General features: G+C 34.9%; 31 protein-coding genes. 19 read left to right on the top strand and 12 right to left on the bottom strand.

Annotated features, from left to right (window positions below):
- Positions 1 to 27 precede the first annotated feature (27 nt).
- Positions 28 to 1,071, top strand: a complete 1,044-nt coding sequence (locus tag H9655_RS07755) for a YkvI family membrane protein (RefSeq protein ID WP_225230477.1) — start codon at positions 28 to 30, stop codon at positions 1,069 to 1,071.
- Positions 1,072 to 1,088: 17 nt separating this feature from the next.
- Here H9655_RS07755 and H9655_RS07750 read toward each other — a convergent pair whose 3' ends face one another.
- The 3 genes from H9655_RS07750 to H9655_RS07740 all read right to left on the bottom strand — a co-directional run bounded on the left by H9655_RS07750 (position 1,089) and on the right by H9655_RS07740 (position 3,025).
- On the bottom strand, positions 1,089 to 1,739 hold the full coding sequence (locus tag H9655_RS07750) for a hypothetical protein (RefSeq protein WP_191812581.1): 651 nt from the start codon (positions 1,737 to 1,739) through the stop codon (positions 1,089 to 1,091).
- Positions 1,740 to 1,889: 150 nt separating this feature from the next.
- Positions 1,890 to 2,501 (bottom strand): CPBP family intramembrane glutamic endopeptidase, encoded by a 612-nt coding sequence (locus H9655_RS07745; protein ID WP_191812580.1) that lies wholly within the window; start codon positions 2,499 to 2,501, stop codon positions 1,890 to 1,892.
- A 341-nt stretch (positions 2,502 to 2,842) separates the two neighbouring features.
- A complete protein-coding gene (locus H9655_RS07740; protein WP_095369711.1) occupies positions 2,843 to 3,025 on the bottom strand; it encodes a YkvS family protein in 183 nt (60 codons plus the stop codon).
- A gap of 249 nt (positions 3,026 to 3,274) precedes the next feature.
- Between H9655_RS07740 and H9655_RS07735 the strand changes: the two genes are divergently transcribed.
- The 3 genes from H9655_RS07735 to ptsP all read left to right on the top strand — a co-directional run bounded on the left by H9655_RS07735 (position 3,275) and on the right by ptsP (position 5,565).
- Positions 3,275 to 3,469: a hypothetical protein gene (locus tag H9655_RS07735; protein WP_191812578.1), complete on the top strand. Its 195-nt coding sequence runs from the start codon at positions 3,275 to 3,277 to the stop codon at positions 3,467 to 3,469.
- 111 nt (positions 3,470 to 3,580) lie between these two features.
- The gene (locus H9655_RS07730) at positions 3,581 to 3,847 is read left to right on the top strand and encodes a phosphocarrier protein HPr (protein WP_191812576.1); all 267 of its coding nucleotides are present in this window, start codon (positions 3,581 to 3,583) and stop codon (positions 3,845 to 3,847) included.
- Positions 3,847 to 5,565 (top strand): phosphoenolpyruvate--protein phosphotransferase, encoded by a 1,719-nt coding sequence (gene ptsP / locus H9655_RS07725; RefSeq protein WP_225230476.1) that lies wholly within the window; start codon positions 3,847 to 3,849, stop codon positions 5,563 to 5,565. The genes H9655_RS07730 and ptsP overlap by 1 nt, the downstream gene beginning before the upstream one ends.
- Before the next feature lie 295 nt (positions 5,566 to 5,860).
- On the opposite strand, the gene H9655_RS07720 is transcribed toward ptsP, so the two are convergent.
- Together H9655_RS07720 and H9655_RS07715 are read right to left on the bottom strand one after the other, a co-directional pair.
- Positions 5,861 to 6,085, bottom strand: coding sequence for a sulfurtransferase TusA family protein (locus H9655_RS07720; protein WP_191812574.1), 225 nt, complete (start codon positions 6,083 to 6,085; stop codon positions 5,861 to 5,863).
- 12 nt (positions 6,086 to 6,097) lie between these two features.
- Positions 6,098 to 7,165 carry a YeeE/YedE family protein gene (locus H9655_RS07715; protein ID WP_191812572.1) on the bottom strand — a complete coding sequence of 356 codons (1,068 nt, stop codon included), beginning with the start codon at positions 7,163 to 7,165 and terminating at the stop codon, positions 6,098 to 6,100.
- A gap of 172 nt (positions 7,166 to 7,337) precedes the next feature.
- On the opposite strand from H9655_RS07715, the gene H9655_RS07710 reads away from it, so the two are divergent.
- Positions 7,338 to 7,787 carry a hypothetical protein gene (locus H9655_RS07710; RefSeq protein WP_191812570.1) on the top strand — a complete coding sequence of 150 codons (450 nt, stop codon included), beginning with the start codon at positions 7,338 to 7,340 and terminating at the stop codon, positions 7,785 to 7,787.
- A 92-nt stretch (positions 7,788 to 7,879) separates the two neighbouring features.
- On the top strand, positions 7,880 to 8,755 hold the full coding sequence (locus H9655_RS07705) for an NAD(P)-dependent oxidoreductase (RefSeq protein WP_191812567.1): 876 nt from the start codon (positions 7,880 to 7,882) through the stop codon (positions 8,753 to 8,755).
- Positions 8,756 to 8,807: 52 nt separating this feature from the next.
- Here H9655_RS07705 and H9655_RS07700 read toward each other — a convergent pair whose 3' ends face one another.
- On the bottom strand, positions 8,808 to 9,956 hold the full coding sequence (locus H9655_RS07700) for an aminotransferase A (RefSeq protein ID WP_191812565.1): 1,149 nt from the start codon (positions 9,954 to 9,956) through the stop codon (positions 8,808 to 8,810).
- Between the two features lie 301 nt (positions 9,957 to 10,257).
- On the opposite strand from H9655_RS07700, the gene H9655_RS07695 reads away from it, so the two are divergent.
- Positions 10,258 to 11,580 (top strand): MFS transporter, encoded by a 1,323-nt coding sequence (locus H9655_RS07695; protein WP_191812563.1) that lies wholly within the window; start codon positions 10,258 to 10,260, stop codon positions 11,578 to 11,580.
- An 84-nt stretch (positions 11,581 to 11,664) separates the two neighbouring features.
- A complete protein-coding gene (locus tag H9655_RS07690; protein WP_191812561.1) occupies positions 11,665 to 12,558 on the top strand; it encodes a chemotaxis protein CheV in 894 nt (297 codons plus the stop codon).
- Positions 12,559 to 12,808: 250 nt separating this feature from the next.
- On the opposite strand, the gene H9655_RS07685 is transcribed toward H9655_RS07690, so the two are convergent.
- The 3 genes from H9655_RS07685 to H9655_RS07675 all read right to left on the bottom strand — a co-directional run bounded on the left by H9655_RS07685 (position 12,809) and on the right by H9655_RS07675 (position 14,904).
- The gene (locus H9655_RS07685; protein ID WP_191812560.1) at positions 12,809 to 13,300 is read right to left on the bottom strand and encodes a YkyB family protein; all 492 of its coding nucleotides are present in this window, start codon (positions 13,298 to 13,300) and stop codon (positions 12,809 to 12,811) included.
- Between the two features lie 87 nt (positions 13,301 to 13,387).
- Positions 13,388 to 13,882: a L,D-transpeptidase family protein gene (locus tag H9655_RS07680; RefSeq protein ID WP_191812557.1), complete on the bottom strand. Its 495-nt coding sequence runs from the start codon at positions 13,880 to 13,882 to the stop codon at positions 13,388 to 13,390.
- A gap of 155 nt (positions 13,883 to 14,037) precedes the next feature.
- Positions 14,038 to 14,904 (bottom strand): metallophosphoesterase, encoded by an 867-nt coding sequence (locus H9655_RS07675; RefSeq protein WP_191812555.1) that lies wholly within the window; start codon positions 14,902 to 14,904, stop codon positions 14,038 to 14,040.
- A gap of 262 nt (positions 14,905 to 15,166) precedes the next feature.
- On the opposite strand from H9655_RS07675, the gene H9655_RS07670 reads away from it, so the two are divergent.
- A complete protein-coding gene (locus H9655_RS07670) occupies positions 15,167 to 16,384 on the top strand; it encodes an EAL domain-containing protein (protein ID WP_191812553.1) in 1,218 nt (405 codons plus the stop codon).
- A gap of 87 nt (positions 16,385 to 16,471) precedes the next feature.
- Positions 16,472 to 16,702, top strand: coding sequence for a hypothetical protein (locus H9655_RS07665; protein ID WP_191812551.1), 231 nt, complete (start codon positions 16,472 to 16,474; stop codon positions 16,700 to 16,702).
- Positions 16,703 to 16,756: 54 nt separating this feature from the next.
- Here the strand turns inward: H9655_RS07665 and H9655_RS07660 are convergent, their stop codons facing one another.
- Positions 16,757 to 16,996 carry a glutaredoxin family protein gene (locus H9655_RS07660; RefSeq protein ID WP_191812549.1) on the bottom strand — a complete coding sequence of 80 codons (240 nt, stop codon included), beginning with the start codon at positions 16,994 to 16,996 and terminating at the stop codon, positions 16,757 to 16,759.
- A 206-nt stretch (positions 16,997 to 17,202) separates the two neighbouring features.
- Here H9655_RS07660 and H9655_RS07655 point away from each other — a divergent pair, with 206 nt between their 5' ends.
- From H9655_RS07655 to H9655_RS07615, 9 genes are all read left to right on the top strand, one after another.
- Positions 17,203 to 17,439 (top strand): YkuJ family protein, encoded by a 237-nt coding sequence (locus H9655_RS07655; protein WP_191812547.1) that lies wholly within the window; start codon positions 17,203 to 17,205, stop codon positions 17,437 to 17,439.
- Between the two features lie 270 nt (positions 17,440 to 17,709).
- Complete coding sequence (locus H9655_RS07650) at positions 17,710 to 17,853, top strand: hypothetical protein (RefSeq protein WP_191812545.1); 144 nt, start codon at positions 17,710 to 17,712, stop codon at positions 17,851 to 17,853.
- A gap of 91 nt (positions 17,854 to 17,944) precedes the next feature.
- Positions 17,945 to 18,394, top strand: a complete 450-nt coding sequence (gene cbpB, locus H9655_RS07645; RefSeq protein ID WP_191812543.1) for a cyclic-di-AMP-binding protein CbpB — start codon at positions 17,945 to 17,947, stop codon at positions 18,392 to 18,394.
- Between the two features lie 109 nt (positions 18,395 to 18,503).
- On the top strand, positions 18,504 to 19,391 hold the full coding sequence (locus H9655_RS07640) for a LysR family transcriptional regulator (protein ID WP_318245456.1): 888 nt from the start codon (positions 18,504 to 18,506) through the stop codon (positions 19,389 to 19,391).
- Positions 19,392 to 19,472: 81 nt separating this feature from the next.
- Positions 19,473 to 20,183 carry a 2,3,4,5-tetrahydropyridine-2,6-dicarboxylate N-acetyltransferase gene (gene dapD, locus H9655_RS07635; RefSeq protein WP_191812541.1) on the top strand — a complete coding sequence of 237 codons (711 nt, stop codon included), beginning with the start codon at positions 19,473 to 19,475 and terminating at the stop codon, positions 20,181 to 20,183.
- 74 nt (positions 20,184 to 20,257) lie between these two features.
- On the top strand, positions 20,258 to 21,388 hold the full coding sequence (locus tag H9655_RS07630; protein WP_191812539.1) for an N-acetyldiaminopimelate deacetylase: 1,131 nt from the start codon (positions 20,258 to 20,260) through the stop codon (positions 21,386 to 21,388).
- Positions 21,389 to 21,625: 237 nt separating this feature from the next.
- Positions 21,626 to 22,168, top strand: coding sequence for a peroxiredoxin (locus H9655_RS07625; protein ID WP_191812537.1), 543 nt, complete (start codon positions 21,626 to 21,628; stop codon positions 22,166 to 22,168).
- Between the two features lie 115 nt (positions 22,169 to 22,283).
- Positions 22,284 to 22,739, top strand: coding sequence for a TlpA disulfide reductase family protein (locus H9655_RS07620; RefSeq protein WP_191812534.1), 456 nt, complete (start codon positions 22,284 to 22,286; stop codon positions 22,737 to 22,739).
- Positions 22,740 to 22,888: 149 nt separating this feature from the next.
- On the top strand, positions 22,889 to 23,548 hold the full coding sequence (locus H9655_RS07615; protein ID WP_191812532.1) for a potassium channel family protein: 660 nt from the start codon (positions 22,889 to 22,891) through the stop codon (positions 23,546 to 23,548).
- A 34-nt stretch (positions 23,549 to 23,582) separates the two neighbouring features.
- On the opposite strand, the gene rnjA is transcribed toward H9655_RS07615, so the two are convergent.
- On the bottom strand, positions 23,583 to 25,250 hold the full coding sequence (rnjA, locus tag H9655_RS07610) for a ribonuclease J1 (RefSeq protein WP_191812530.1): 1,668 nt from the start codon (positions 25,248 to 25,250) through the stop codon (positions 23,583 to 23,585).
- A gap of 3 nt (positions 25,251 to 25,253) precedes the next feature.
- Positions 25,254 to 25,466: a DNA-dependent RNA polymerase subunit epsilon gene (locus H9655_RS07605; protein WP_191812527.1), complete on the bottom strand. Its 213-nt coding sequence runs from the start codon at positions 25,464 to 25,466 to the stop codon at positions 25,254 to 25,256.
- Positions 25,467 to 25,675 lie beyond the last annotated feature (209 nt).

Raw genomic sequence — 25,675 nt, 5'->3', positions numbered from 1 at the left:
TATATTGTGAAGAAGGAGGAGATCGACTTGACGAAAATTAATTGGGGAGCTTCCTTTCAAATCGCAGCAGTCTATGTAGGGACTGTTGTTGGTGCAGGGTTTGCAACTGGTAGGGAAATCGTCGAATTCTTTTCGCGATTTGGATTTATTGGTTTAATTGGTATTTTAATGAGTGGATATATATTTGTGTTTTTAGGATCAAAACTAATGATTATTGCTGCAAAAATAAATGCAAAATCTTATCAAGAGTTAAATACACATTTGTTCGGGAAGCATTTTGGTTTATTGATCAATGGATTAATGCTCATCATGTTATTAGGTGTCTGTGCCGTTATGCTTTCAGGTGCAGGTGCTGTGTTTGAAGAACAACTAGGATTATCTAAATCGACCGGTGTAGTCTTTACCATTGCCTTATCAATTATAACCATGCTTGTAGGTATAAAAGGATTATTTGCAGTAAATGTTGTTGTCGTTCCTATGATGATCAGTTTCAGTTTCATCTTGTTGTTTTTCTCTATTCAACAGCCGTTCTTTTTAGAAAATATTTTATATATTCCTTTTGCTGAGGACGGTTGGAAATCAGTTGTATCTCCATTTACGTATGCCGCGTTTAATTTAATGTTAGCGCAAGCTGTGCTCGTTCCAGTTGCTTCGGATATTAAAGATATACATACGATTAAATGGGGAGGATATTTTGGTGGGATTGCATTGACATTGATTTTAGTTTCTAGTCATTTATCATTGGTCAATGTACCTAATTTAGAAAGTTATGAAATTCCTATGGCTGCGATTATGAAGTCACTTGCTTCTTCAATATATTGGATATTCGTATTTGTTATTTATGGTGAAATTTTCACTTCTGTGATTGGAAACGTTTTTGGAGTGGAAAGGCAAATTCGGCAATATTTTAATATTCCTACGGTGGTAACAGTGATTGGGATTTTTACTATCTGCTATTTCGGTTCATTCATTGAATATGGAGAACTGCTTTCCTATTTGTACCCTTTATTTGGCTATATTAGTTTAACCTTTATCATCTTATTATGGATGAAAAAAGAGACTGACAGCTAGGACAGTCTCTTTTTTTATTATTTTGTTTGAATGGTTTTGGCCATTTCTATAAAAGCATCTTTATAATTAGTATCTTCATTCTTATTGAATAAAGTAAGTTTTACTTGCGCTGAATCATTGTGGATAATAAATGCCGTTACTGTATCGGTTTCAGATGAAGCTTCGATCATAACAGCATCTTTGAAAAAGTCATCTTGTGGAAGGGAAGGATGCTCTACTTCTTCGTTAACAGATTGAAGTTGGATGATTGTATTCTCCTCAAGTTGTTTCATGTCCACTTCTTCAGGAAGTACCTCAATGCGCATAAACACCTCAGCTTGATCATTTAAATGAAGGATATCTTTATTTGGTTCCTCTGCGGTTAAGGTGAAATCGGGTAAAACATGTAAAGAAAATGCTTGATTGTCACTTTCTTTAAGAAAAGCTGTTTCTTCTTTTGTTTCACCGTCTATTTCATATGATAAATTTTCCTCCATGACGCGAATTTTATTTTCTTCTTTTTGGCTATCGTCTTTGTTTTCGTTTTGATCTTTATTTTCTTCTACTTCTTCATTTGGTGGATTACTATTATTATTTTCGCCATTACCATTGTCTGTTTCTGATGTCCCGCATGCTGCTAAAAGAAAGATAGCTAATGGAACAGTTAAGCATTTTAATAGGTTCTTCAAAACAAATTTCCTCCCTAAGTTACGTAATCAATGCATTAGACGAGAAATGCTGCATATTTGTTACAAATTTCCTCTAATAATATTGATAGAGAGCTAACAGCTAAGCATAGAAAATATATGCTTGCGACCATTTTCACAAAATCTATCTGGTTATACTAAAGGACTGAATACAAAAAGGAGCAAGGAAAATATAATATGTGAAGTGATCAGTAAAACAATGCTTCTTTTCCAAAGGTAAATGGTTCCCCAATATAATCCTGCTACTAATGCTGCTAGTGGCAATGCCCATGAGCCTGAATAAAACTGTACTGAAGCAAAAAGAATAGAGGCGATGCCAACAGCAAGAAAACCATTTATATAGTTCATTACCCTCTTTTGTACAAATCCACGCCAGAAAATTTCTTCACCGGGAGCGAAAAGGAATATTAATAACAAATACTGCCAAATATTCTTTGCTCCATAATAACTATAGAGCTTTTCGACAGGTTCTGTAATCGAGACGCCGATAAAACTCAATACTGTATAACCTAGCCAAAAAATGCCATATAGAAAAACCCCTGATAATGTACCCCATAATAAGTTTTGGGTAAAGGATTGTTGATGATCTAGTTCTATACTTATAATGGCAAAACTAATAAGAAATAACATGGTGGCACTAAAGATATACCAGAAGATTGATTTGTCCTCAAATGTGAAATACATTAGTACATGTGCAAGGACGATCCCGACAACTAAGCGAATGTCAGGTGAATTCTTACGCATTTCATATAACCCCTTTCATGCAAGCCAATCATTATTCTATCAAAAAAGCAGTAAAAAAAATATGATTATATCATTAGAGGATTTTATTTATGACGAATATATGTCAAATGGAAAGAAAAGGTGACCATGTAGAGTAGAGAGAGAGAAAAAGCGATTCCGTCTAATGTAATGTGGTCTATCCATCGCGATTTTCTTTGGTGTAGGAGTAGCAGAAATGAAAAAATCCAAACAAATCTGAATTCTTATGAAAGAATTCACTTTGTTCGGACTTTTCTTTTTAATGAAATGTCGATCAATCTATAGTTATCTTTAATGTTTTAAAAAAATATGGTTATTTCTTATTAATTTTCTTGGACAATTTTATAATTTTTATGATTTACTACTGTCCGGTGTTCTAATTCTAAATCTCTGTAGTTTTCCATATAGCTCAAGTCAACGATGACGGAGTTCTCATTTACTTTTTCGACGATGCCCCTCAAGCCATCTCTAAATTCAATTATGTTTCCAACTTCAGCTTTTTTCACATACATTGCTCCTTTTCTTTCCATATTTTTTGTTAATAACCATTTTGCACTAAAACTGATTATTCGTAAAGGAATATACATTAATAATACGAAAAATCTAAACCTTGATGGATGACCGGTCTTTATTTTCCTATTTTGCCGTACTCTATAGTTGTCACCTTGTGTTAATAGGTATCACTTAAATCTGATTAATACTCTTTAAAAGCATGCATTTTTTTTATAAAATGGAAGGAAGCAGAGGTGAATAATATGGATGCATCAACTATAGAAGAAATCATAAACAAATTAAAGGATAAAGAGATCACGGAGTACTATGTAAAAAAAGAAGATTTTTTAACGTTTCGCTCAGTCATTGTTAATAGGGATGATTTTAAATATATTAGAGGAATTGCCCAAAGAGGGGGAGATGTTATTTATCAATATTTAACTGAACCTAGAAGTTAAAAAAGGTTTGTTTTTTATACATGTGATATAGTAAAAGAATCCTAAAAAATATGTTATTCTAATGGATATCTATATTACATATAAGAGTGATGAAAAAGGAGATCGATGAAAATGATAGAGAAAAAATTTATAGTAACTTCACCAACAGGGATTCATGCTAGACCAGCTACACAATTGGTACAAACAGCGAGCAGGTTTACTTCCGATATTCAATTAGAGTATAAAGAGAGAAAAGTAAATCTGAAATCGATTATGGGTGTAATGGCATTAGCAGCAGGCAAAGGTGCGGAAATTACGATAATTGTTGATGGTAATGATGAAGAAGCGGCCATTGATCAACTTGCGACAATGCTTAAAGAAGAAGGTCTTGCGGAATAATGGCTTTCTTACAAGGGATACCTGCATCAGAAGGAATTGCTATTGCAAAAGCTTTTCGCTTTGAGCCAATTGATGTGAAGATCGAGTGTGAAAAGGTTGAAAATAGTACAAAAGAAGTTAACTCTTTTTTTGAAGCACTCGAAAAAACCGTTGATGAATTAAAGCAAATTAAAGAGCATGCGAGTACCGAGGCAGGAATTGAAAATGCGACAATTTTTGATGCACATCTTCTTGTTTTGAGGGATCCGGAATTAATTGAACCAGTGGTTGATCGGATAATAAAGAAACAGTATAATGCAGAATTTGCTGTGAAAGAAATAACCGATCACTATATTCATTTATTATTACAAACTGAAAACGAGTATTTAAAAGAAAGAGCAGCAGACATTAAAGATGTTGCCAATCGATTGCAGGCACATCTTTTAGGAATACCTGTTTTAAACCCAGCTATGGTGGCGGAAAATGTAATTATTGTATCCGAAGATTTATCACCATCAGACGCAGCACTTTTGAATCCCAGCAAAGTGAGAGGGGCAGTGACAAATGTGGGGGGTAAAACCTCTCACGCTGCGTTTATTGCCCAATCGCTTAATATTCCCTCTGTCGTGGGTACAAAAACGGCCTTAGGAGATATCGAGAACGGAGATGTACTTGTAGTCGATGGCTATACTGGTATCGTTCATATTAATCCAACGCCTGAATTGATTGAAGAATATGAAAAGAAACAGGAACAGACTTTAAGAGATTTGTCCGAGCTATCTTGGTTAGCAAAAGAAAAAACGATTTCACTCGATAAGCAATATTTCTCTGTTGTTGGAAACATCGGTAGCATGGAGGAAGCAAAAGGAGTAATCGAGCACGGGGGAGAAGGAATCGGCTTATTTAGAACAGAGTTTCTTTTTATGGAAAAAAAGCAATTACCGACTGAGGAAGAACAATTTCAAGTTTATAAATCGGTTCTAGAATCGTTGGAGGGCAAACCTGTAGTTGTTCGAACAATTGATATTGGTGGCGATAAAGAACTGCCATATTTAAAATTATCAAAAGAAATGAACCCTTTTTTAGGTCTACGGGGAATACGCTTCTGCTTAGGTGAACAATCCATTTTACGGACACAGTTACGCGCATTAATAAGAGCCAGTGCGTTTGGAACATTAAAGATTATGTTTCCCATGGTTGCTGTTATTGAAGAGTTTAGACAAGGGAAACTTATGTTCAAAGAAGAATGTGAGAAACTAAAAGAAGAAGGAGTAGAGATTGGTCATATCGAGCTTGGTATGATGGTCGAAATTCCAGCTACTGCACTAATGATTGAGGCATTTGCAAAAGAAGTAGATTTTATTAGTATTGGTACGAATGATCTTATTCAATATACATTGGCTGCCGATCGATCGAATGAGCAAGTGTCGTATTTATATCAACCTTACCACCCAGCAATTTTACGACTCATCAAAAATGTCATTGATGCTGCCCATAAAGAAGGGAAATCAGTCAGTATTTGCGGTGATATGGCGGGTAATGAGGTGGCAATCCCGTTATTAGTGGGAATGGGCTTAGATGAGTTCTCTGTACACTCAGCAGCCATTATTAAGACAAGAGCACATATACGTAAATTAAATAAGTCAGAAATTGAGAAAAAAATAGATATGCTCCTTAATTTGCCGAATGCTGTTGAAATTGAAGAGGCACTTGAAAATTTTTTCTATAAAAAGTTATAAAAAATGGTTTATGTACTGACTGATGTGGGTAATTTTTAAATATGCACTTAAGAAAACCTTAAGTCAGCTAAATCATTCTCATTTTCCCCTTATTAGCTAGCCGATTGGCTAGCTTTTCTTTTTGTTCTAAACTCAGATATTTAGGAGGAACAGGCGACTTATTGTCTGGTGTATGAGGGTGTTTACGTGAGGTCAATTTTCTATCTCGTTCAATAAGAGTATAGGGTATATAAAAAACCGAACAAAGTAATTGTTCGGTTTCAAAAGTATTGCTAAAAACTTATAACGATTTTATTTATTTCTTTTGAATTGTGATTGACCAAGCTGCATCTCCAAGTTGTTCAAAGTTGGTTACTTTATGACCTGCTTCTGCAGCCCAGCGTGGGAGACTTTCAGTTGCTTGTGTACAATCAAATTGAATAATCAGTTCATCTCCTGATTGAATCGTTTCAATGGCTGATTTTGCTTCTACTAATGGAAATGGGCAAACTTGACCCATTACTTCTAATGTTTTTTGCATATTTGTTTCCTCCTATATAGCTTGTTGTGATGGCGTACTTTGAGAAGCACGTCTTTTTTGTGGTCTAACATAGACAAAGTAGGCAGCGGTCCAGGTACCTAAAATAATAAATAAGAGACCGATCCAGCCTTGCCATGTCATCATTGATGTCATTACTAGTCCATTACCTATTGAACAACCACCGGCAAGGCTAGCGCCAAACCCCATCAATAATCCACCAATAAAACTGTTTATACCTGTTTTTTTATCAGGCATTCTAAAACGAAATTCCTTGCTGCCTTTGGCTGCGATAAATGATCCAAGGAAGATTCCTAATACAAGAAACACTCCCCAGTTAATAAATGCAGCATCACCAATCACTAAATATTGTAGAATGTTTGCAGATGGAGTTGTAATGCCTAAACCAGACATTCTACCTGTAGCAGCGCTTAGTGGCCATGCAAGGAGAGCGATTAGCCCTACAAGGATGGCAGTGACAAATGGATGCCATCTTTTTTCAAACAATAAATGATTAAGACCAGTACGTTTAGGTTTTAAAGATGGTATCGCAATTTTAGGCTTTCTAAGCTCTCGATAAACAAGACCGCCAGTTATAAGTAATAAAGCGACGATGAATATCCAGTTGCTTACACCAAATGTAGCAGCAATTGAGTTCTCTGGTAAAGTAATTGAACTTATTTCTGTATTTACAGGCGCGAGTACACCCGTTTTCATAACCGCAGCCATTAACATATAAGCGAACAGTGCAATCCAACTACCTAGTAAACCCTCTCCCGCTCGATACCAAGTACCAGTCGCACAACCGCCGGCTAATACGATGCCAATACCAAATACAAAAGAACCAAATATGACACCTAACCAAGCAAAATTACCTGCAGTAAAATCAATGATTCCTAATTGAATAAGTGTAAACACGCCAACACTTTGCACACAAATGGCAATGAGTAAGGCGTAAAACATACGATTATCTTTTGCGATGAACATATCACGGAAGCCCCCTGTTAAACAGAAGCGCCCTCGTTGCATAACAAAGCCTAATAGCGCACCGCAAATTAATCCAGTTATTAACATTTGTATCATATTTATCCCCTCTAATTCCGAGTAAACTTATAAGCCTTTACGATTTATGATGATAAATGATAGACAGAAATATTGTCAAGGGTTTTATAAGTAATTGAAAATTGAGATATGAATAATTACTGTTAAGTTTGGCGATAACTGGATTTATGGTGTCTGAAAGGGGAGTAGAAAAATGGTGAGTCGTCGAATATTTATCGTATGCCTTGTCTTTTTTCTTTGTGGGTGTACGAGTAATGATCAGCAATCAATTATTAATCATCACGCAGATGCTTTATTGACAAAAACAAATGAATTACAATTTAGATTTCAATTAAACGATAAAGTTTTATTAGAAGAAGAATCTTACATGATTAAAGTCAATATCCATCATAAAGAATTAGCCTTAGCTTTAGGGGCAGATGAAATCTTTTATGGGAATGAAAACGGACAGGCAGTAGAAGTAATTGAACCTGAAGGGAAGAAAGATCTCTTCATCTATATGGAACCCATTCCATTGCAAAGAGATTTGCATGTTTTTGACATTGAAAATATGATTGAGAATCAAGCTGTTTCTATCGAAATAATCAATAATGAGCAGAGTGTGGCGAAAGGTTATTTAACTCATTTTTCTTCACAACTTTGATGAGTAACACCGCTACTCTTAAAGCGATATCTTTCAAATAGTAAATATAAATGATAGAATAATCAATATATTTATTTTGAAGGAGAGAGAGAATGAATAAAGAAGAGACGAAGATTGGTTTTATTGGTACAGGAGTGATGGGGAAAAGTATGGCGCTCCATTTGATTAAAGCAGGATATACAGTCCTTCTCTTTTCACGCACAAAAGAAAAAGCAGCTCCTTTAATATCTCAAGGTGCTACTTGGATTGATTCACCTAAAGAATTAGCCAAACAAGCAAACATTGTTATTACTATGGTAGGTTATCCAGATGATGTGAAATCCATCTATCTAGGTGAAGATGGTTTAATCGAAAATGCAAATCCACATACTTATTTAATCGATATGACCACGTCAACTCCTACTCTTGCGAAAGAAATTGCAGAAAAGGCGAAACAAAAAGAGATGTATGCAATTGATGCGCCTGTTTCAGGTGGAGATATAGGTGCTAAAAATGGCACCCTTTCTATTATGGTAGGTGGTGATGAAGCTGCCTATCAGTCGATATTCCCTATACTTCAATATACGGGGGAAAACATTGTCTATCAAGGAGTGGCTGGAGCGGGACAACATACGAAAATGGCCAATCAAATAGCGATAGCCTCGAATATGATCGGTGTTTGTGAAGCGATTATTTATGCTGAAAAGGCAGGATTAAATAGCGAGAACGTTTTGAGAAGTATCACTAGTGGGGCAGCGGGAAGCTGGTCACTTTCTAATCTTGTTCCACGAATGATTTCTGGTGATTTTTCTCCAGGTTTTTATATAAAACACTTTATTAAAGACATGACCATTGCCTTAGATGAAGCGGAAAAAATGGGCATGGAAACACCTGGCCTAAGCTTAGCGAAAGAAATGTATGAGAAATTAGCTACAGACGGAGAAGGGGAAAGTGGAACACAGGCATTATATAAATATTGGGAAAGATAATACTTTGTAAAAAGAAAGCTTTGCCGGCAGGAAGAGGCCGACAAAGCTTTTTTTATTGTATTTCTAGAAAAGAAGCTAATCGATTTAAGCCTTCTTCCAATGTAGCCATTGAATAAGCATAAGATAATCTAAAATAACCTTCTCCGTAAGAGGAGAAAGCACTGCCTGGCACGACAGCGACACCTGAATGCTTCACTAATTGTAAACAAAAATCAAATGAGGATACTTTTTTCAATGGGATTTTAACGAAAAAGTAAAACGCTCCGTTCGGTTTAACCACCTCAAGATTCATCTCTGTTAGTCGCTGAAAAACGTAATCCCTTCTTTTCTTGTATTCTTCTTTCATTGGAAGAGCGTCGTCTATCCCTTTTGTTAATGCTTGTAGCGCAGCCATCTGCGAGATAGATGAGGCGCAAGTGACATTATATTGGTGAACTTTTAAGATATGCTTAGCTATTTTTTCTGGCGCAAATAATAGTCCAATTCGCCATCCGGTCATGGCGTGTGATTTTGATAATCCGTTAATGACAATGGTTTGTTCTTTTAATATCGATCCAATGGAGAAATGTTGAGAATCAAAGCTTAACTCACTATAAATTTCATCGGCAATAATAAATATATCCTTTCCTCTAACTAGATGAGCAATCTCTTCAATTTCACCTTTAGATAAACTGACACCAGTTGGATTTGATGGGTAAGGTAAAATAATTGCTCTCGTGTTTTCATTGATAAGAGGAAGAATGAGGCTAGCGGTCATTTTAAATTGATTTTTTGTTATATCTGCATGAACGGGAGTTGCCCCGCAGAGGCGAATAATCGGCTCATAGCCGGGATATACCGGACCAGGAAGTATAACCTCGCAATTTTCATCTAAGATCGTTCTTAGAGTAATATCTATTGCTTCACTAGCTCCTGAAGTCACAATTACTTCAGTTGACGGATCATAATTCAGCTGATATTTTTCTTTGACAAAATCAGTTGCTGCTGCTCTTAATTTCAAATCACCCGCATTATGTGTATACGATGTATAATCTTCATCAATCGCTGATTTAGCTGCTTCTTTTACATGTGTGGGTGTAGAAAAATCAGGTTGTCCGATCGTTAAAGAAATCATATCTTTTGTATCTGAGACCATATTAAAGAATTTTCTAATACCCGAAATTTCAATGGATTTAACTTTTGGATTAACTAAATGTTCCAATGGATTCACCTCAAATTAAAAATAATGAAGAACGTTTCAATGATATTTATATGTACTTTAGTTAGATCAACCATTTACGAAAAAAGATGACTAAATGACTTTTTGAGAATTCATGGTTTTATCTTTTTATTGTACAAAAGTTTTACCCATGGATAAACCTTTTTATTATGTCGCATTTTTTACAATCTTTTTATTGCTAATAAATAAGGCTTTTGCAAAAAATTGCTAAAATAAATTCTAAAAAATGGTATGATGGAAGAAAAAAATTGCCGAATCTCAAAATGCAAATGTAGAGGGGAGAATGAGAGTGGAAATAGAAAGAGGATTAAAAAAGAAAAAAGGAAATCAATCGTGGAAGGCATATTTAACCTTACCCATCATTTCATGGGCATTATATGATTTTGCGAATACGATTTTTTCATCCAATATTAATACCATTTTTTGGCCATTTTATATGCAGGAAATCATTGGTAATAATGAAGTGCAAGAACAATTAGCGAATACTTTTATTGCCTATGCCAATTCAATCGCCAGTTTTTTATTAGTGATTTTTAGTCCATTGTTTGGGGTCCTCATTGACCGAACGGGTAGAAAGAAAAGATATATCGTTATTTTTACTTTGTTATCAGTAAGCTTTACTATCCTAATGGGCATATTTGCAGAGGTGAATTTGACTAGTACCATCATGGGTATTCCTTTATACCTGGCTCTCGTAATAGTCTCATTTATTATAGCGAAGTTTTTCTTTCATTCGAGTCTTGTTTTTTATGACACGATGATAGCTGATTTAGGAAAAAAAGAAGATGTTCCTCTCATATCTGGATTTGGTGTTGCGATCGGATATTTAGGTACATTATTGGGGTTAACTGTATATTTATATGTTGGAAACAGTGATTTCCATAAGGCTTTTATACCAACTGCCATTTTATTTTTATTATTTTCATTACCATTATTCTTTTTTATAAAAGATAAACCGAAAAAGGTTCAGGTTGAAAACAAAGCTTCTTTCTTGTCAGGGTATAAAGAGATTTATAAAACTTTTAAAGAAATAAAGTCACATCGTGTTATTTTCACATTTATGCTTGCTTACTTTTTCTTAAATGATGCCTTAGCAACAACAATTGCAATGATGGCGCCTTATGCGAGCACCATTGTTGGCTTTTCTGCAGGTGAATTTATTCTACTGTATTTAGTATCAACTGTATCAAGTATTATTGGTTCTTTTATTTTTGGTTATATTACCAAATCAGTTGGTGCTTATCGGGCAATTAAATATGTAAGTCTGCTCTTATTAATTGCTTTAATTATTGGTACTTTTGCTTTTAATGAATGGATGTTCTGGATTGCTGGTAGTATGTTTGGAATCGCTCTTGGCTCCATGTGGGTAACATCAAGAACTTATATTGTCGAACTTACACCAGAAGATAAAAGAGGCCAGTTTTTTGGATTATTTGCGTTTTCAGGCAAAGTTTCATCTATTATTGGACCGTTTATTTTCGGAACGATTACGTATCTGCTTGCTTCTTACGGTAGTATAGCTAGTAGGTTTGGAATGGGCTCTTTAATCGTCTTAACGCTAATTGGATTATTCTTTTTAAATAGGATTAAGCCTGAAGAGAACTAAAAATGTACTTCTTCTTATCTATACTTATTGGTTTTTGCCGATATAAGCTTAGAGTAAGAAAAAGATTGAGAGGAAGACGTTGATATGATTTCAGAAAGACAGTCAGTTGTAGAAAGTGGCATGAATGAACTAGAAATAATCGAATTCAAGGTAAATCATCAACATTATGGAATGAACGTTTATAAGGTCAAAGAAATTGTTGCACCTTTGGCGATTACGCCTATTCCACATGCCCATCCATTTATTTTAGGGATTACGCAACTAAGGGGTGAAGTTTTGCCCGTTATAAGCTTGAGAAATGCATTGGTTTCCAATCAAGAATTGTATACAAATATCGTTAAAGATGACAGTAGTTTTCTCATTGTAGAGTTTAATAAACAAAAGGTGATTTTTCATGTAGATGAAATCAGGCAGATTCATCGTCTGTCATGGGATAAAATTGAAAAACCAGATGATATTTATAATAATGAGGATAGTTATACACTTGGTGTAGTTAAACAATCAGAAAATATGATTCTCATGCTTGATTTTGAAAAAATCCTGACGAATATCAATCCAAATATTGGTTTTTCTAAAGATGATTTAAAAGCGGATATAGCAGGAGATAAACAGAAGGCGAGCATTGTTATTGCTGAAGATTCCCCAATGTTACGCAGTATATTAAAAGAAACATTAAATAAGGCTGGATTTCAGGAGCTACTTTTCTTTGAAAATGGAGAAGAATGTTATAACTATTTAGCATCTGAGGAAAATAAAGTGGATCTTGTCATTACAGATATAGAAATGCCATTAATGAATGGTCACTTTCTTACAAAATATATAAAGCAAGATAGTAAACGGCAATCCACACCCGTAGTTATTTTTTCATCGCTTATCACTGACGACCTTTTACATCAAGGAAAGAAGGTCGGAGCTGATGCACAAGTAAGTAAGCCGGATATACAAAATCTTGTAAATGTCATCTTAGAGTTATTGTAAATAAAATATCAGAGCAGCACGTTATTCATTTCATGTTCTCAGAATCCATCACAAAAAACTGGGAGAATAGTATTTACCCAAGTATAAAACCCGAACTTTGATGTGCTCTCCAATAGGTAGACAGGTTGAAATCTGACTAATTACGGGGGAGTTCAAATTGGTTCGGGTTTTTGTTATTGTTTTGCTTTTTAAGCTTGAATAAACTAATGCTCAGTCATTTCTTTTTCATTTAAAAAGGTAAGGTACTATTTTAGAAGTATGATTCCCCTAGTTTTTTAAATACAGGCTTTTCATATTTATTTGATTTACGATTATTTGGATGATGATGACCTTCTTTCAAACCGGTATAAGTCATGAGTAGCTTTTTGGCTTGGCTTAAAGAAATAGAGGAGCGTGGATTTCTTACTGACGAGTCCAGGTTTCCTAAATGGGGCAATTCTGTAAAATCCATTTTTGAAGGTGGTAAGTGAAAGGTGTAGGCACCACATTTAATTAATACGTCTGATTGTTGTTGGCTATTTTTTGGGTTTCGTGAATAATGTAGGCCAATCTTTTTTGCTTTACCTTCCTTAAGAAGCTTTTGTAGCGAATCATGTTTCACTTTATATAAAAACTTCGGATTTGGAGCCGTTTTGGCGTGACGGTTAACGGTGAAGATTGCTTGTGAGAGGTTTTCTACCGTTGGTTTTAACTGAGGGTGGTGCTCATTACTTGCAGAGTTCAATTGAAGTACTCCTTTCATATTTTAGAAAAAATTAAATTGTTAGTATACATTATACCCCTTTTTAAGGAAATACAAAAGGGTAAGTTGAAATACCCTTTACATTTGTTAAGTAATAAGGACTGAAGTTCCATTGGGAACGAAACTAGCCAATTCCAATACATCTTTATTATGCATTCTAATACATCCTTTCGAAACAGCTTTACCAATTGAACTTGGATCGTTTGTACCGTGAATACCGTATCCCTTTTTAGAAAGTGACAGCCATATTGCCCCAAATGGACCTCCAGGATTTGGTTCACGGTTCACGATAACGAACTGACCTACAGGTGTAGTTGTTAACATTTTACCAATTGCAATCGGATATGTTTTCACTAATTGCCTGTTATTGTATAAAGAAAGCGTTCTTTTTTCTTTGGATACGACAATAGAATAGGGGATATCAGATGAATTAGGGAGTCCAGGGATTACTATTTGTTGCCCGATATAAATAAGTGATGGATTGACAATAGCTGGGTTTGCTAATAGTAATTGATGATAAGGTATACGGTAGTTTGCAGCAATTAGTTGCATCGATTCTCCGGGTTGAACAATATGATACATTTTCTATCCATCCTTTCTAGAGAAGGGTATGATATGTATATGTTATTAGAAGTTGTCACATACATTCTTTTTAAGGATAGGTATGTAGGTAGATTATTTTAAGGTGAGTGTTCATTAAAAATGAAAAACTCACCTAACATGATAAAAAGGCGATGTTATTCACTTTTTAAAGTGAAAATTGTTAATTCAGGCCGACAGAGGAAACGAAAAGGTAGTCTTGTTGTCCCAATTCCTCTATTAACATATAATTTAAGTGGTTTTTCATCTCCTACATCATAAAAACCTTCATAATAAATTTCTCCAAAAGGTGGCTTTACCAGTGCACCGATGAAGGGAATTTGAATTTGTCCACCGTGGCTATGGCCACTAAATTGAAAGTCTACATGATATTGACTTGCTTCCTCAGCTAAGTCAGGGGCATGCGAAAGGAATATATGATACCCGTCATTAGGTATGTCCGCAAAAGTAGTTTGGAAATTTGGTTTACCGAGCATCGCATCATCAATGCCTGAAATATATATACTTTCATTATTGATGGTCACTTTTTTACTCTCGTTAAGTAAAACCTCAAAACCCGAATCTTCCATTATCTCTCTGTAAATATCAGAACCATATCCACCGTGATCATGATTGCCATAGATAGCAAATTTACCAATCGATGCTTTTAGTTTTGATAATATGGGAGCAATTTGATTAATGTACGGATACTCATTCGGTTTGTCCATTAAATCTCCAGTAAAAAGTATTAAATCAGGCTGGTATGAGTTAATTTTATTCATTAATTTCTCGAGTTCAGTTAAGTCATAGTGAAAGCCTAAGTGTGTATCACTGAATTGTACTATTTTTAAATTATGAAAGGAGTGGGGTAATTGAGATTTGATGATGTTATGATGATTTACTTGTAAGTATTTCGGCTCAATATCACGTGCATAAAAAAAGCCACCTGTACCGATAGCGGCTAGAGCTACGAAAGATCCCATACTTTTTTTCAAAAAACTTCTCCGATTCATTTTTTCTGCCATTACATTATACCAACCAATCTCTTTAATATACTCTCTCATACTATCAAATATATGAACGAAAAAACAGCAAAGACCTATATTTCCAATCATTGATAACAAATTGTAATAATTAACTAGAAGTAAATTGTACCAATAGATAGGTTAATATCTTTTAACATAGATATTAAAATTTTAATTTTCGACCTATTGGCAATATGTATGTAAGAATATGCTATAATGGGATATCGTATTAAAAAGTTTAGATAAATGGGAGTGCCTCTTTATGGAACCATTAGAAATCCTACAAGACAGCAAACAAATTATTCCGTATTTTTTTCCGATATTTAGTGCGGACGAGCATAGAATTATCGGATATGAAGTGATGGGTAAGTGTATAACTGAAAATAATGAGATCGATTTGAAGTCATTTCTAGCAGACGATTCCATACCAGAAGAATATCGTAATAAAGTCGATGATATTTTGTTGGAAAAAGCGTTAGAGCATGCTATTCAAATGAAAGATGATGTAATGATATATATTAATCGAAATGTTGACTTACTATTAAATCAAGATAGTGAGCATCTACTGAATATTTTAAAAAAATATGAGAAGCAAGGTATTGCGTTAGATCGAATTGTCATCAGTATGACAAAAAAAACGCCTATCGATGATGATTTTGACTATTTGGATCATTTCATTAGCTATTATCGTACATATGGTATAAAAATAGCCATCGATAACTTAGGAGAAGCGAATAATAATCTAGAGCAGATTGGGAAATTAGCACCAAATATTTTAAGAATTGATTTAAAAGCTTTACGTTCTTCCTCAAATAATCATCATTATCAAGAAATTCTTTATTCTCTTTCGATGTTAGCCAGAAAAATTGGAGCAACATTATTATTTGAAAACATCGATATGGATTTTCAACTGCAATTTGCTTGGAGGAATGGAGGCAGGTATTATCAAGGAGACTATTTGCATAAAGCTGGAAGTGTATTTGTTGATCGAGATATCCTAAAGGAAAAATTAAAAGAGAAGTGTCATCAATTTATCACTTATGAGAAGAAAAAATTGCACTCATTACACACAATAACTGAAAAGTTTAACGAAACGATGGCAGAATACTTACAGAAAAATCATGTATATGAATCTTACGTGCCATTCCTGACAAAACTAGCATTGAAGTTAGATCATGTTGCTTTTAGGTTATATATTTGTGATGAAGATGGTTTTCAGCAAACACCAAATATTTTCAAGAAAAATAAGCATTGGATACAACAAGATGAATACTTACATAAAAATTGGAGCTGGAGACCATATTTTTTAGAGCATATCATGCGCATGAAAAATAATAAAAAAGGTTTATTGTCAGATCTGTATACGGATATTGAGACGGGGGAAACCATTAGAACTTTTTCTTTTCCATTAACAGCGACAGAGTATTTATTCGCAGATCTTTCCTATGATTTCTTATATGAAAGAGACGGGCTATTATAGATAAAGGCAATATCAACCAGCATAAAACATACTATAGCGCACATCCTATCATTACTAGAACGCATTTTTTAAAGGAGTGAATTTAGGGTGAGCGGCTGGTTAATTGCTTTAATCGTTATTTGTTTAGCTATCATCGTTTGGTCATTGTTTTCCACTACATCTTTATTAAAGGAAAAAGCATCAACGAATAAAGAACTAGATGCAGATATCCCAGATGAGGTGAAAAAAAGACCTTATATATTTAATCCTATTCTTGTTGCTTATATCGTTTTTTTTGTTGCTTTAGTGGCTATCACTATATTTTTTGTTTTTCGGTAAATACTGTTTAAAAAGGCTTCCTATTTTTCAAGGGAGCCCCTTTTTGTTCCGAGACTATTCTTTAATCTCTAATAATTCTTTTAGCTTTTCTAAATTAAACCCGCTAACCACTTCGTTTCCGATTACGACCGTTGGGGTGGAGTAGGAATGATATGTTTGTGTAAGTTCTTTCATTGCCTTAGGGTCTTTTTTTATATCTTTTTGTTCAAAGGAAAAACCGTAGTCTTTTAAAAACATTTTAGTGATTTCACATGGCGGGCATTCTGGTTGTGTGTAAATAGTAATTGTTTTCACGTACAAACATTCCTCCTGAAAAGTCGAACTTTGAAAAAATCTGGACTTTTTTTGTTCTTTTACTTGTGTAATCATATCATATTAATTATCCTGTTAATATTGGTATGTGAAAAAACGGTTACTGACCGCTTTTTAGAAGTAGGATAAAAACATGCCTAGAGAGAAACCTTAAGTTAAAAGGGTTGTTCTGGAAAGGAGATAAACAATTGTCACAATTACAAGGCATATTGACTAGATTAAAAAATTTACAGGAGCAAGCAACTGGCTCAGAACCTACACAAAGATTCTTTGAGGTGAATGGTGAAAGAAAATGCCAAGTTACTTTTCACCCGAAAAACGAAACATTCGAATTAGAAGTTTACAATGACAAAGAAAAACCTAAACGTTATCAATTTGATAATGTTGATATGATAACAATTGAAGTGTTCGAGCTCATTCAGTAACTTTTATAAGCGAAGAGACCAATGAAATGGTCTCTTTTTTTATTGGATTTAACCATTAAGCCTGAAGAAGGCGAAACATAAAACCACCTGTCTTACTTACATGGGGATAGCGAAAAGCACAAGTTCATAACGAGGCTAGAAGATTGTTCAAGCCTCATGTAAATTTAAAAAATACATGATATCACCTAAGATATGAATCGGTATTATTATTTTTCAGCGCCTAAATAATTTCATTGTTCTTCGGTCACCCTATAAACGAGGTGATGTGATATGGTACCAGAGGTTATTTGTCCAAACTGTGAAAGAAGAGCGAAGATGGATAAAACACTTACTGCGCAATCTAACCAAAACTTAATCTTTCATTGTCCTTACTGTCAATATCGTAGTAGAAATATTCATACAAGTAAAGGATAGGATTATGGGGTAAAAATAAGGCAGATATGAGGAAACTATGATAAAATCATAATTGAATACAAATCATTAAAGTTTGAGGAGTTTTCAAATTATGATCAGTCTCCACAGTGAAGAATTTTTAGAAATTGATATTAAAGACTTGCTTATCCCTTCAGAGCGAGTGGCACATGTTCAAATCGGCAATAACTTAGAACACACACTTTTAGTTTTAACGAAAAGTGGTTACACAGCTATTCCTGTCTTAGATCCTCACTATAAGCTCCATGGATTGATTAGTACTCCAATGATTATGGAATCTATTCTTGGATTACAGAGAATTGAATTTGATCAATTGGAAGAAAAGCGTGTAGAAGAATTTATGAATCATGATGTACCACGCCTAAACATTAATACTTCTCTTAAAAATGCCACAGGACTGTTAGTCGATCATCCATTTATTTGTGTTGAAGATGATGAAGGGTACTTTGAAGGTATTCTTACCCGTAGGTCCTTATTAGTACAATTGCAAAAAGCTTTGCATAGCAAAAAGAAGAAGGATTAAAGAGCTCCCGAATGATATTGGGAGCTTCCGTATGTCAAAATTATGTAAGCAAGCCATTATCCGTATGTGATGGTGAGAGATGTGAGTTTAAAGGTGGTGAACGTCAAAGGTGGCTTCTCTATCGGAATTCCATATGTTAAGTGTTCTTGCACAAGAAATGAATATGCGCAAAGCAGCTGAACGTCTATTTGTATCACAACCAGCTCTTTCTCAAAGGTTACAAAATATCGAGAAAGAATGGGGTAGTAAATTATTCGTACGATCTCAAAAGGGATTGTCCCTAACACCAGCAGGTGAAATGGTCATCAAATTTGTTAATGAAGTCGTGGTAGCAGAGGAAAAGGTAAAAGAATCGATTCAGTCTTTAAATACTGAGGTATACGGGACATTGAAAATAGCTGTTGCTTCCATTGTCGGTCAAAATTGGTTACCTCAAGTATTAAAGAAATTCGTTAATCGCTATCCGCAAGCGAAAATATCATTAATTACAGGCTGGAGTAGTGAGATTTTAAGATCACTTTATGATGACGATGTACATATAGGTATTATTCGCGGGACGCCAGATTGGAAAGGTGTTAAAATACCTTTGTTTAAAGATAGTCTTTATCTTGTTGATACAGAGATTAAAGATACGAATCAAATATTAGAAACCGATAGACCCTTTATTCAATTCAAAAGTGATTCAAATTATTATCAAGAGATCCAAGATTGGTGGTTAAGGAAATTTAAAACGCCACCGAAAAGGACGATTGTAGTTGATCAAATTGAGACATGTAAACAGATGACGTTAAATGGAATTGGTTATGCGATATTGCCTGCCATTACATTAACCGGGATGGAAAAAAATATATTTATTAGCCCCTTAGAGGATGAAGACGAACAACCTATTAGTCGGGATACATGGTTACTCGGATATGAATCAGCTTTTGAGTTGAAACAAGTACAAGCATTTGTAGAATTAATAAAGCAACACATAGCTGAAGAGCAAAATAGATAATTTCACTTGTTTTCAATGCGTTAGTTTGTTAAATTAATTCTAGTTAGTTATACATATATGAACATTAAAGGAGGAATTACAATGAAAATGATGGATGCAAATGAAATCATTTCTTTTATTCAAAATAGTACTAAATCCACACCTGTAAAAGTGTATATTAAAGGTGATTTAGAGAATATTGATTTTGGTAGCTCAAGTCAAACTTTTATTAATGGTCAAAGTGGTGTTGTGTTTGGCGAATGGGCTGAAATTGAACAAGCAATTAAAGATAACGGAGCGAAAATTGAAGATTATGTAATCGAAAATGATCGCCGTAATTCTGCTATTCCATTATTAGATATGAAAAACATTAAAGCACGTATTGAGCCAGGTGCAATCATTCGTGATCAAGTTGAAATTGGTGACAATGTTGTCATTATGATGGGTGCTGCTATTAATATTGGTGCTGCTATTGGTGACGGAACAATGATCGATATGAATGTCGTTCTTGGTGGACGAGCAACTGTCGGTAAAAACTGCCACATTGGAGCAGGCTCAGTATTAGCAGGAGTCATTGAACCACCATCTGCAAAGCCGGTTATTGTTGAAGATGACGTAGTAATTGGTGCAAATGCAGTTATATTAGAAGGAGTAACCGTTGGTAAAGGTGCTGTTGTTGCAGCAGGTGCAATTGTAATTGACGACGTAGCACCTAATACAGTTGTAGCTGGTACACCAGCAAAGGTCATTAAACAAATTGATGACAAAACAAAATCTAAAACAGAAATTAAGCAAGAACTTCGACAACTTTAATAATAAGGTAAAATGAATATAGAAGAAGCGTGGAAGTTTATTTCCACGCTTTTGTATATGGAGGAGAATGTTTGTTGAATGATAATCAATTTGTGAGCATACGCCGAGACTTGCATAAGATACCGGAACTAGGATTTCAAGAAGTGAAAACCCAAAAATATTTATTAGATTATATCGCCTCATTGGATCAAACGCGAATGGAAATAAAAAAGTGGAGAACGGGTATTATTATAAGGGTAAAAGGCTTATATCCTTCAAAAACGATTGGTTACAGAGCAGATATTGATGGTTTACCAATTGATGAGGAAACAGAGTATCCTTTCCAATCCATACATAAAGGAAATATGCATGCTTGTGGTCATGATTTTCATATGGCAATCGCACTTGGGGTATTAACTAATATCGTCAATCATCCAATCAATGATCATACGGTATTTATTTTTCAACCAGCTGAAGAAGGACCAGGTGGTGCTAAGCCGTTATTAGAATCAGCAGAATTTCAACAATGGAAACCTGATATGATCTTCGCTTTGCATATTGCACCTGAATATCCAGTTGGTACAATCGCTGTGAAAGAAGGCTTATTGTTTGCTAATACGTCAGAATTGTTTATCGATTTAAAAGGAAAGGGTGGTCATGCAGCGTATCCTCATCAAACAATAGATATGGTCGTAGCGGCATGCTCGTTAGTTAATCAACTTCAGACCATTGTTTCAAGAAATATTGACCCTCTTGATAGTGCTGTTGTAACAATAGGAAAAATCACTGGTGGTACTGTGCAAAATATTATTGCTGAAAATGCAAGAATAGAGGGTACAATCAGAACGCTCTCACCAACATCGATGAACAGAGTAAAACAAAGAATCGAAGCACTTGTACAAGGAATAGAAGTGGGGTATGAATGTCAAACAACAATCGATTATGGAAGTAATTATTATCAAGTATACAATGATGAAGTGTTAACAGCCGATTTCATTCAATTCACAGAAGGCCATGAAGAGGCAAACTTATTCTTGTGTAAAGAAGCAATGACAGGCGAAGACTTTGGTTATATGCTCCGTGAAATTCCCGGTTTTATGTTTTGGTTAGGGGTTAATTCTCCATTTGGCTTACACCATGCCCGCCTTAAGCCGGATGAAGAAGCAATTGATCTAGCGATAAACTATATCGTTGATTACTTGAACTATAAAGGTAATAGTGCATAATCATTTCATATTAAGTCGAGCGTGCGCTCAATTATTTTCATCACCTAGCTTTTTTTGATAGTATAATATTATAGATAGTATATTGAATAAATTAGAATGAATCCTAATTTAAATTCATTTTAAATTATCTTGACTATTAGCAAGTGAAAAGGTATAATTATTATCGATAAACAAGATGCAAATGAGAATGTAAATGACAATTCTTGTTTAGTACATAATTACTGGAGGGAATTATTCATGGCAGAACGTATGGTAGGAAAACAAGCACCAAGATTTGAAATGGACGCTGTATTAGCTAACAAAGAATTTGGTAAAGTAAGTCTTGAAGAAAATATGAAAAACGATAAATGGACAGTTCTTTTCTTCTACCCAATGGATTTTACTTTTGTTTGCCCAACTGAAATAACTGCAATGTCAGATCGCTATGATGAATTCGAAGATCTTGATGCAGAAGTAATTGGTGTATCAACAGATACTATTCACACTCATTTAGCATGGATTAATACGGATCGTAAAGAAAATGGACTTGGTGACCTTCATTATCCATTAGCTGCTGATACAAACCATGTCGTATCACGTGACTATGGTGTCTTAATTGAAGAAGAAGGTGTAGCACTTCGTGGGCTATATATCATCAACCCTGAAGGAGAGTTAATGTATTCAGTAGTTAATCATAACAACATTGGTCGTGACGTTGATGAAACACTACGTGTACTTCAAGCACTTCAAACAGGTGGCCTTTGCCCAGCTAACTGGAAACCAGGGCAAAAAACTCTATAATTTTTTATAAAGCCTTATAACCCCATTTTTGGGTAACAGAAGAAAAGAGGCCTAACATTCGTTTGTTAGGCCTCTTTTCTTCAAAGCAATATAATCATGAAGGGAGATTAACTAGATGAAATTACGTGCGCCGATGCCAGAATTAACGGGAGCAACAGAATGGTTAAATGGACAAGTGACAAAAGAGGAGCTAATTGGTGAAAAACCAACGCTCATTCATTTTTGGTCTATCAGTTGTCATCTATGTAAAGAAGCCATGCCTCAAGTGAATCAATTTAGAGATGAATATAGCGAAAAGTTAAATGTGATTGCTGTTCATATGCCAAGATCTGAAGATGATTTAGATATAGAAGAAATTAAAAAAGTGGCTGCCGAACACGATATCACACAACCGATTTATATTGATAGTGAACATAAATTAAATGATGCCTTTGAAAATCAATATGTCCCTGCTTATTATGTATTTGACAAAGCGGGTGTCCTTCGTCATTTTCAAGCAGGTGGAAGCGGAATGAAAATGTTAACAAAGCGCGTAAATCGCGTGTTGGATGAAATGGAGAAATCTGAATAATAGTTAGTGTAAGGGCTGAGATCTAATAATCTCAGCTTTTTTCTATTAAATTCGAAAAGATAAAATGAATCCTTACATTTATGGCTTTTTCTTTCATAAATGTGGTAGAATAATGTTCGTTAATAGGTGATAATTCGGAGGTTTGACGGATGAGAAAAAACTTTGTTGTGATTGGTTTAGGACGATTTGGTGGTAGTATTTGTAGAGAGCTAACGGAACAAGGTATGGAAGTGATGGCCATTGATTCGAATGAGGCAAGAGTGAATGAGTTTTCAGTTATTGCTTCTCACGCTGTAGTAGGTGATACAACAGATGATGCCGTCATTAAAAGTTTGGGTTTACGTAACTTTGATCATGTCATTGTGGCCATAGGAGACGACATTCAAGCAAGTATATTGACAACACTGATGTTAAAAGAAAATGGCGTTAAAAAAGTAACGGTTAAAGCTCAAAATGATTATCATGGCAAAGTATTAAGTAAGATAGGGGCAGACGTCATTGTTCACCCTGAAAGAGACATGGGGATTAGGATTGCTCATAAACTAGCCTCCAATAGTATCCTTGACTATTTAGAGTTATCTGATGAACATAGCATCGTTGAAATAGAAGCAAATGAAAGAATTGGCGGTCATTCGATTATTGATTTAGATATAAGAGCAAAATATGGTGTGAATATAGTAGCGATAAAACGCAGATCAAGTATTATCGTCTCGCCACAAGCAACGGAAATTATACAATATAAAGATGTCCTTATTGTCATTGGAGCAGACAATGATATTAATCGTCTAGAGAAAAAAATGTTAAGTTAATAAAAGCATTCGAGGTAAACTCGAATGCTTTTTATCATACTTCCATAATGATAGGTAGGATCATTGGACGGCGTTTTGTTTTTTCATATAAGAACGGAGCAAGTGTATCCGTAATTTCATTTTTAATCTCAGACCATTGTGTTGTTTTTCTTTCCATCACTTTATTCAAATGTTTAGCGATTAAGGATTGTGCATCATTGATTAGGTCGCCAGATTCTCTCATGTATACAAAACCTCTAGAAATCAAGTCTGGGCCTGCAGAAATCTTAAACTCTTTCATGTTAATACTAACCACAACCACAACTAATCCTTCTTCCGATAGAATACGGCGGTCACGTAGAACAATATTTCCGATATCGCCAATACCATTTCCATCGATATACACATTTCCTGATGGGATTTTTCCAGCAACTTGAGCAGTCTGGTCACTGAGAGCTAGCACATCTCCATTGTCCATGATAAAAATATCTTCTTCCTTCACACCGCAATCTATAGCTAGTCCAGCGTGCATTTTTTGCATGCGATATTCACCGTGTATTGGCATGAAGAACTTTGGTTTGATTAATCTTAACATTAGCTTTTGCTCTTCTTGCCCACCATGTCCTGATGTGTGAATGTTATTTAATTTACCATAAATCACTTCAGCGCCAGCGCGTGAGAGGCGATCGATCGTTCTACTTACACTAATCGTATTACCAGGTATAGGTGAAGAAGAAAAGACAACAGTATCACCAGGGTGAATCTGTATTTGACGGTGAGTACCATTCGCGATTCTTGAAAGTGCTGCCATCGGTTCGCCTTGACTTCCTGTACATAGGATAGTGACTTGGTTAGCAGGGAGGCGATTGATTTGCTGTGCATCAATAAATGTATCTTTTGGTGCAGTAATATAACCAAGCTCTTGACCAATATTGATTGCAGCTTCCATACTTCTTCCGAACACTGCGACCTTTCTTCCATTTCTAACAGCTGCTTCTGTCACTTGCTGAAGACGATGAATGTTTGAAGCGAAGGTAGCAAAAATAATTCTACCCTCTACTTTACGGAAAATATCTTGAATGCTATCTCCGACTTTTCTTTCAGACATTGTAAATTCAGGAATTTCACTATTTGTACTATCCGAAAGTAAGCAAAGGACACCTTCTTTACCAATTTCAGCGATTTTTGTTAAATTAGCAGGTTCGCCAACTGGTGTAAAATCAAATTTAAAGTCTCCAGTATGAACAACTTGGCCTGGAGGAGTTTTTACAACAATCCCATAAGAATCTGGGATACTATGTGTTGTTCTAAAGAATGTCACAGACGTTTTTCTGAATTTAATGATATCATCTTCTTGAATCTCATATAATTTCGTCTGTCTTAGTAAACCATGTTCTTCTAGTTTGTTTTTTAATAATCCTAGTGCTAGTTTACCGCCATAAATGGGGATATTTATCGTTTTTAATAAATACGGAATCCCGCCGATATGGTCCTCGTGTCCGTGCGTAATAAACAAACCTTTAATTTTATCTTCATTTTTTTGTAAATAAGTGTAGTCAGGAATGACATAATCTATCCCTAATAATTCATCTTCTGGAAACTTAATACCCGCATCAATCAGGATAATTTCATCTTGGAATTGTACTGCATACGTATTTTTTCCGATCTCTCCAAGACCACCAAGAGCGAATACAGCAGTCTGGTCATTTTTAACAAATTTCATAAATTATTCAATCTCCAATACTTTAAAATCTTGATGGCCTTGCTCATAAGTTAAGTAGTCACCTTCAACTGCTGTAACAAACTCAATATTGATTGGACGCGTTTTTAGTTTCGTACGAACGTCCCTTTCATTTTTTCCTTCGACATACACGGTTTTTGTGTGCTCACGTACAGGCACTTCTTTCGCGGACTCTTGATAGTAAACTTTAAATAACATAGGGTATCTCTCCTTATTCCGTAGTCTTTATCTATATTTTTTAAAAAGTAACATGAGATATAGGATAAGAGATCGCCACATGTCAGTATATAAAGTAAAAAAGGCTACTCATTCATTATTATTTACTTTTAGTAATGGTTACCGACTATGGGTAACAAAGGCCTTTTATAAGAATCAGTGTTTAGCCTTACTTTCTTATCTTTATATCG

Origin of the sequence: Cytobacillus stercorigallinarum, from assembly GCF_014836495.1 — a bacterium.
In the GTDB taxonomy this organism is placed as follows: domain Bacteria; phylum Bacillota; class Bacilli; order Bacillales; family Cytobacillaceae; genus Cytobacillus; species Cytobacillus stercorigallinarum.
Note: the sequence above shows the minus strand (reverse complement) of the source record. Positions and strands in the feature narration are given on the sequence as shown.

Excerpts from the sequence above, each read along its gene's own strand:
- H9655_RS07745 (WP_191812580.1), bottom strand. The coding sequence starts at position 2,501 with ATGCGTAAGAATTCACCTGACATTCGCTTAGTTGTCGGGATCGTCCTT.
- H9655_RS07735 (WP_191812578.1), top strand. The coding sequence starts at position 3,275 with ATGGATGCATCAACTATAGAAGAAATCATAAACAAATTAAAGGATAAA.
- H9655_RS07730 (WP_191812576.1), top strand. The coding sequence starts at position 3,581 with ATGATAGAGAAAAAATTTATAGTAACTTCACCAACAGGGATTCATGCT.
- ptsP (WP_225230476.1), top strand. The coding sequence starts at position 3,847 with ATGGCTTTCTTACAAGGGATACCTGCATCAGAAGGAATTGCTATTGCA.
- H9655_RS07720 (WP_191812574.1), bottom strand. The coding sequence starts at position 6,085 with ATGCAAAAAACATTAGAAGTAATGGGTCAAGTTTGCCCATTTCCATTA.
- H9655_RS07715 (WP_191812572.1), bottom strand. The coding sequence starts at position 7,165 with ATGATACAAATGTTAATAACTGGATTAATTTGCGGTGCGCTATTAGGC.
- H9655_RS07710 (WP_191812570.1), top strand. The coding sequence starts at position 7,338 with ATGGTGAGTCGTCGAATATTTATCGTATGCCTTGTCTTTTTTCTTTGT.
- H9655_RS07705 (WP_191812567.1), top strand. The coding sequence starts at position 7,880 with ATGAATAAAGAAGAGACGAAGATTGGTTTTATTGGTACAGGAGTGATG.
- H9655_RS07695 (WP_191812563.1), top strand. The coding sequence starts at position 10,258 with ATGAGAGTGGAAATAGAAAGAGGATTAAAAAAGAAAAAAGGAAATCAA.
- H9655_RS07690 (WP_191812561.1), top strand. The coding sequence starts at position 11,665 with ATGATTTCAGAAAGACAGTCAGTTGTAGAAAGTGGCATGAATGAACTA.
- H9655_RS07685 (WP_191812560.1), bottom strand. The coding sequence starts at position 13,300 with ATGAAAGGAGTACTTCAATTGAACTCTGCAAGTAATGAGCACCACCCT.
- H9655_RS07680 (WP_191812557.1), bottom strand. The coding sequence starts at position 13,882 with ATGTATCATATTGTTCAACCCGGAGAATCGATGCAACTAATTGCTGCA.
- H9655_RS07675 (WP_191812555.1), bottom strand. The coding sequence starts at position 14,904 with ATGGCAGAAAAAATGAATCGGAGAAGTTTTTTGAAAAAAAGTATGGGA.
- H9655_RS07670 (WP_191812553.1), top strand. The coding sequence starts at position 15,167 with ATGGAACCATTAGAAATCCTACAAGACAGCAAACAAATTATTCCGTAT.
- H9655_RS07650 (WP_191812545.1), top strand. The coding sequence starts at position 17,710 with ATGGTACCAGAGGTTATTTGTCCAAACTGTGAAAGAAGAGCGAAGATG.
- cbpB (WP_191812543.1), top strand. The coding sequence starts at position 17,945 with ATGATCAGTCTCCACAGTGAAGAATTTTTAGAAATTGATATTAAAGAC.
- dapD (WP_191812541.1), top strand. The coding sequence starts at position 19,473 with ATGAAAATGATGGATGCAAATGAAATCATTTCTTTTATTCAAAATAGT.
- H9655_RS07625 (WP_191812537.1), top strand. The coding sequence starts at position 21,626 with ATGGCAGAACGTATGGTAGGAAAACAAGCACCAAGATTTGAAATGGAC.
- H9655_RS07620 (WP_191812534.1), top strand. The coding sequence starts at position 22,284 with ATGAAATTACGTGCGCCGATGCCAGAATTAACGGGAGCAACAGAATGG.
- H9655_RS07615 (WP_191812532.1), top strand. The coding sequence starts at position 22,889 with ATGAGAAAAAACTTTGTTGTGATTGGTTTAGGACGATTTGGTGGTAGT.
- rnjA (WP_191812530.1), bottom strand. The coding sequence starts at position 25,250 with ATGAAATTTGTTAAAAATGACCAGACTGCTGTATTCGCTCTTGGTGGT.
- H9655_RS07605 (WP_191812527.1), bottom strand. The coding sequence starts at position 25,466 with ATGTTATTTAAAGTTTACTATCAAGAGTCCGCGAAAGAAGTGCCTGTA.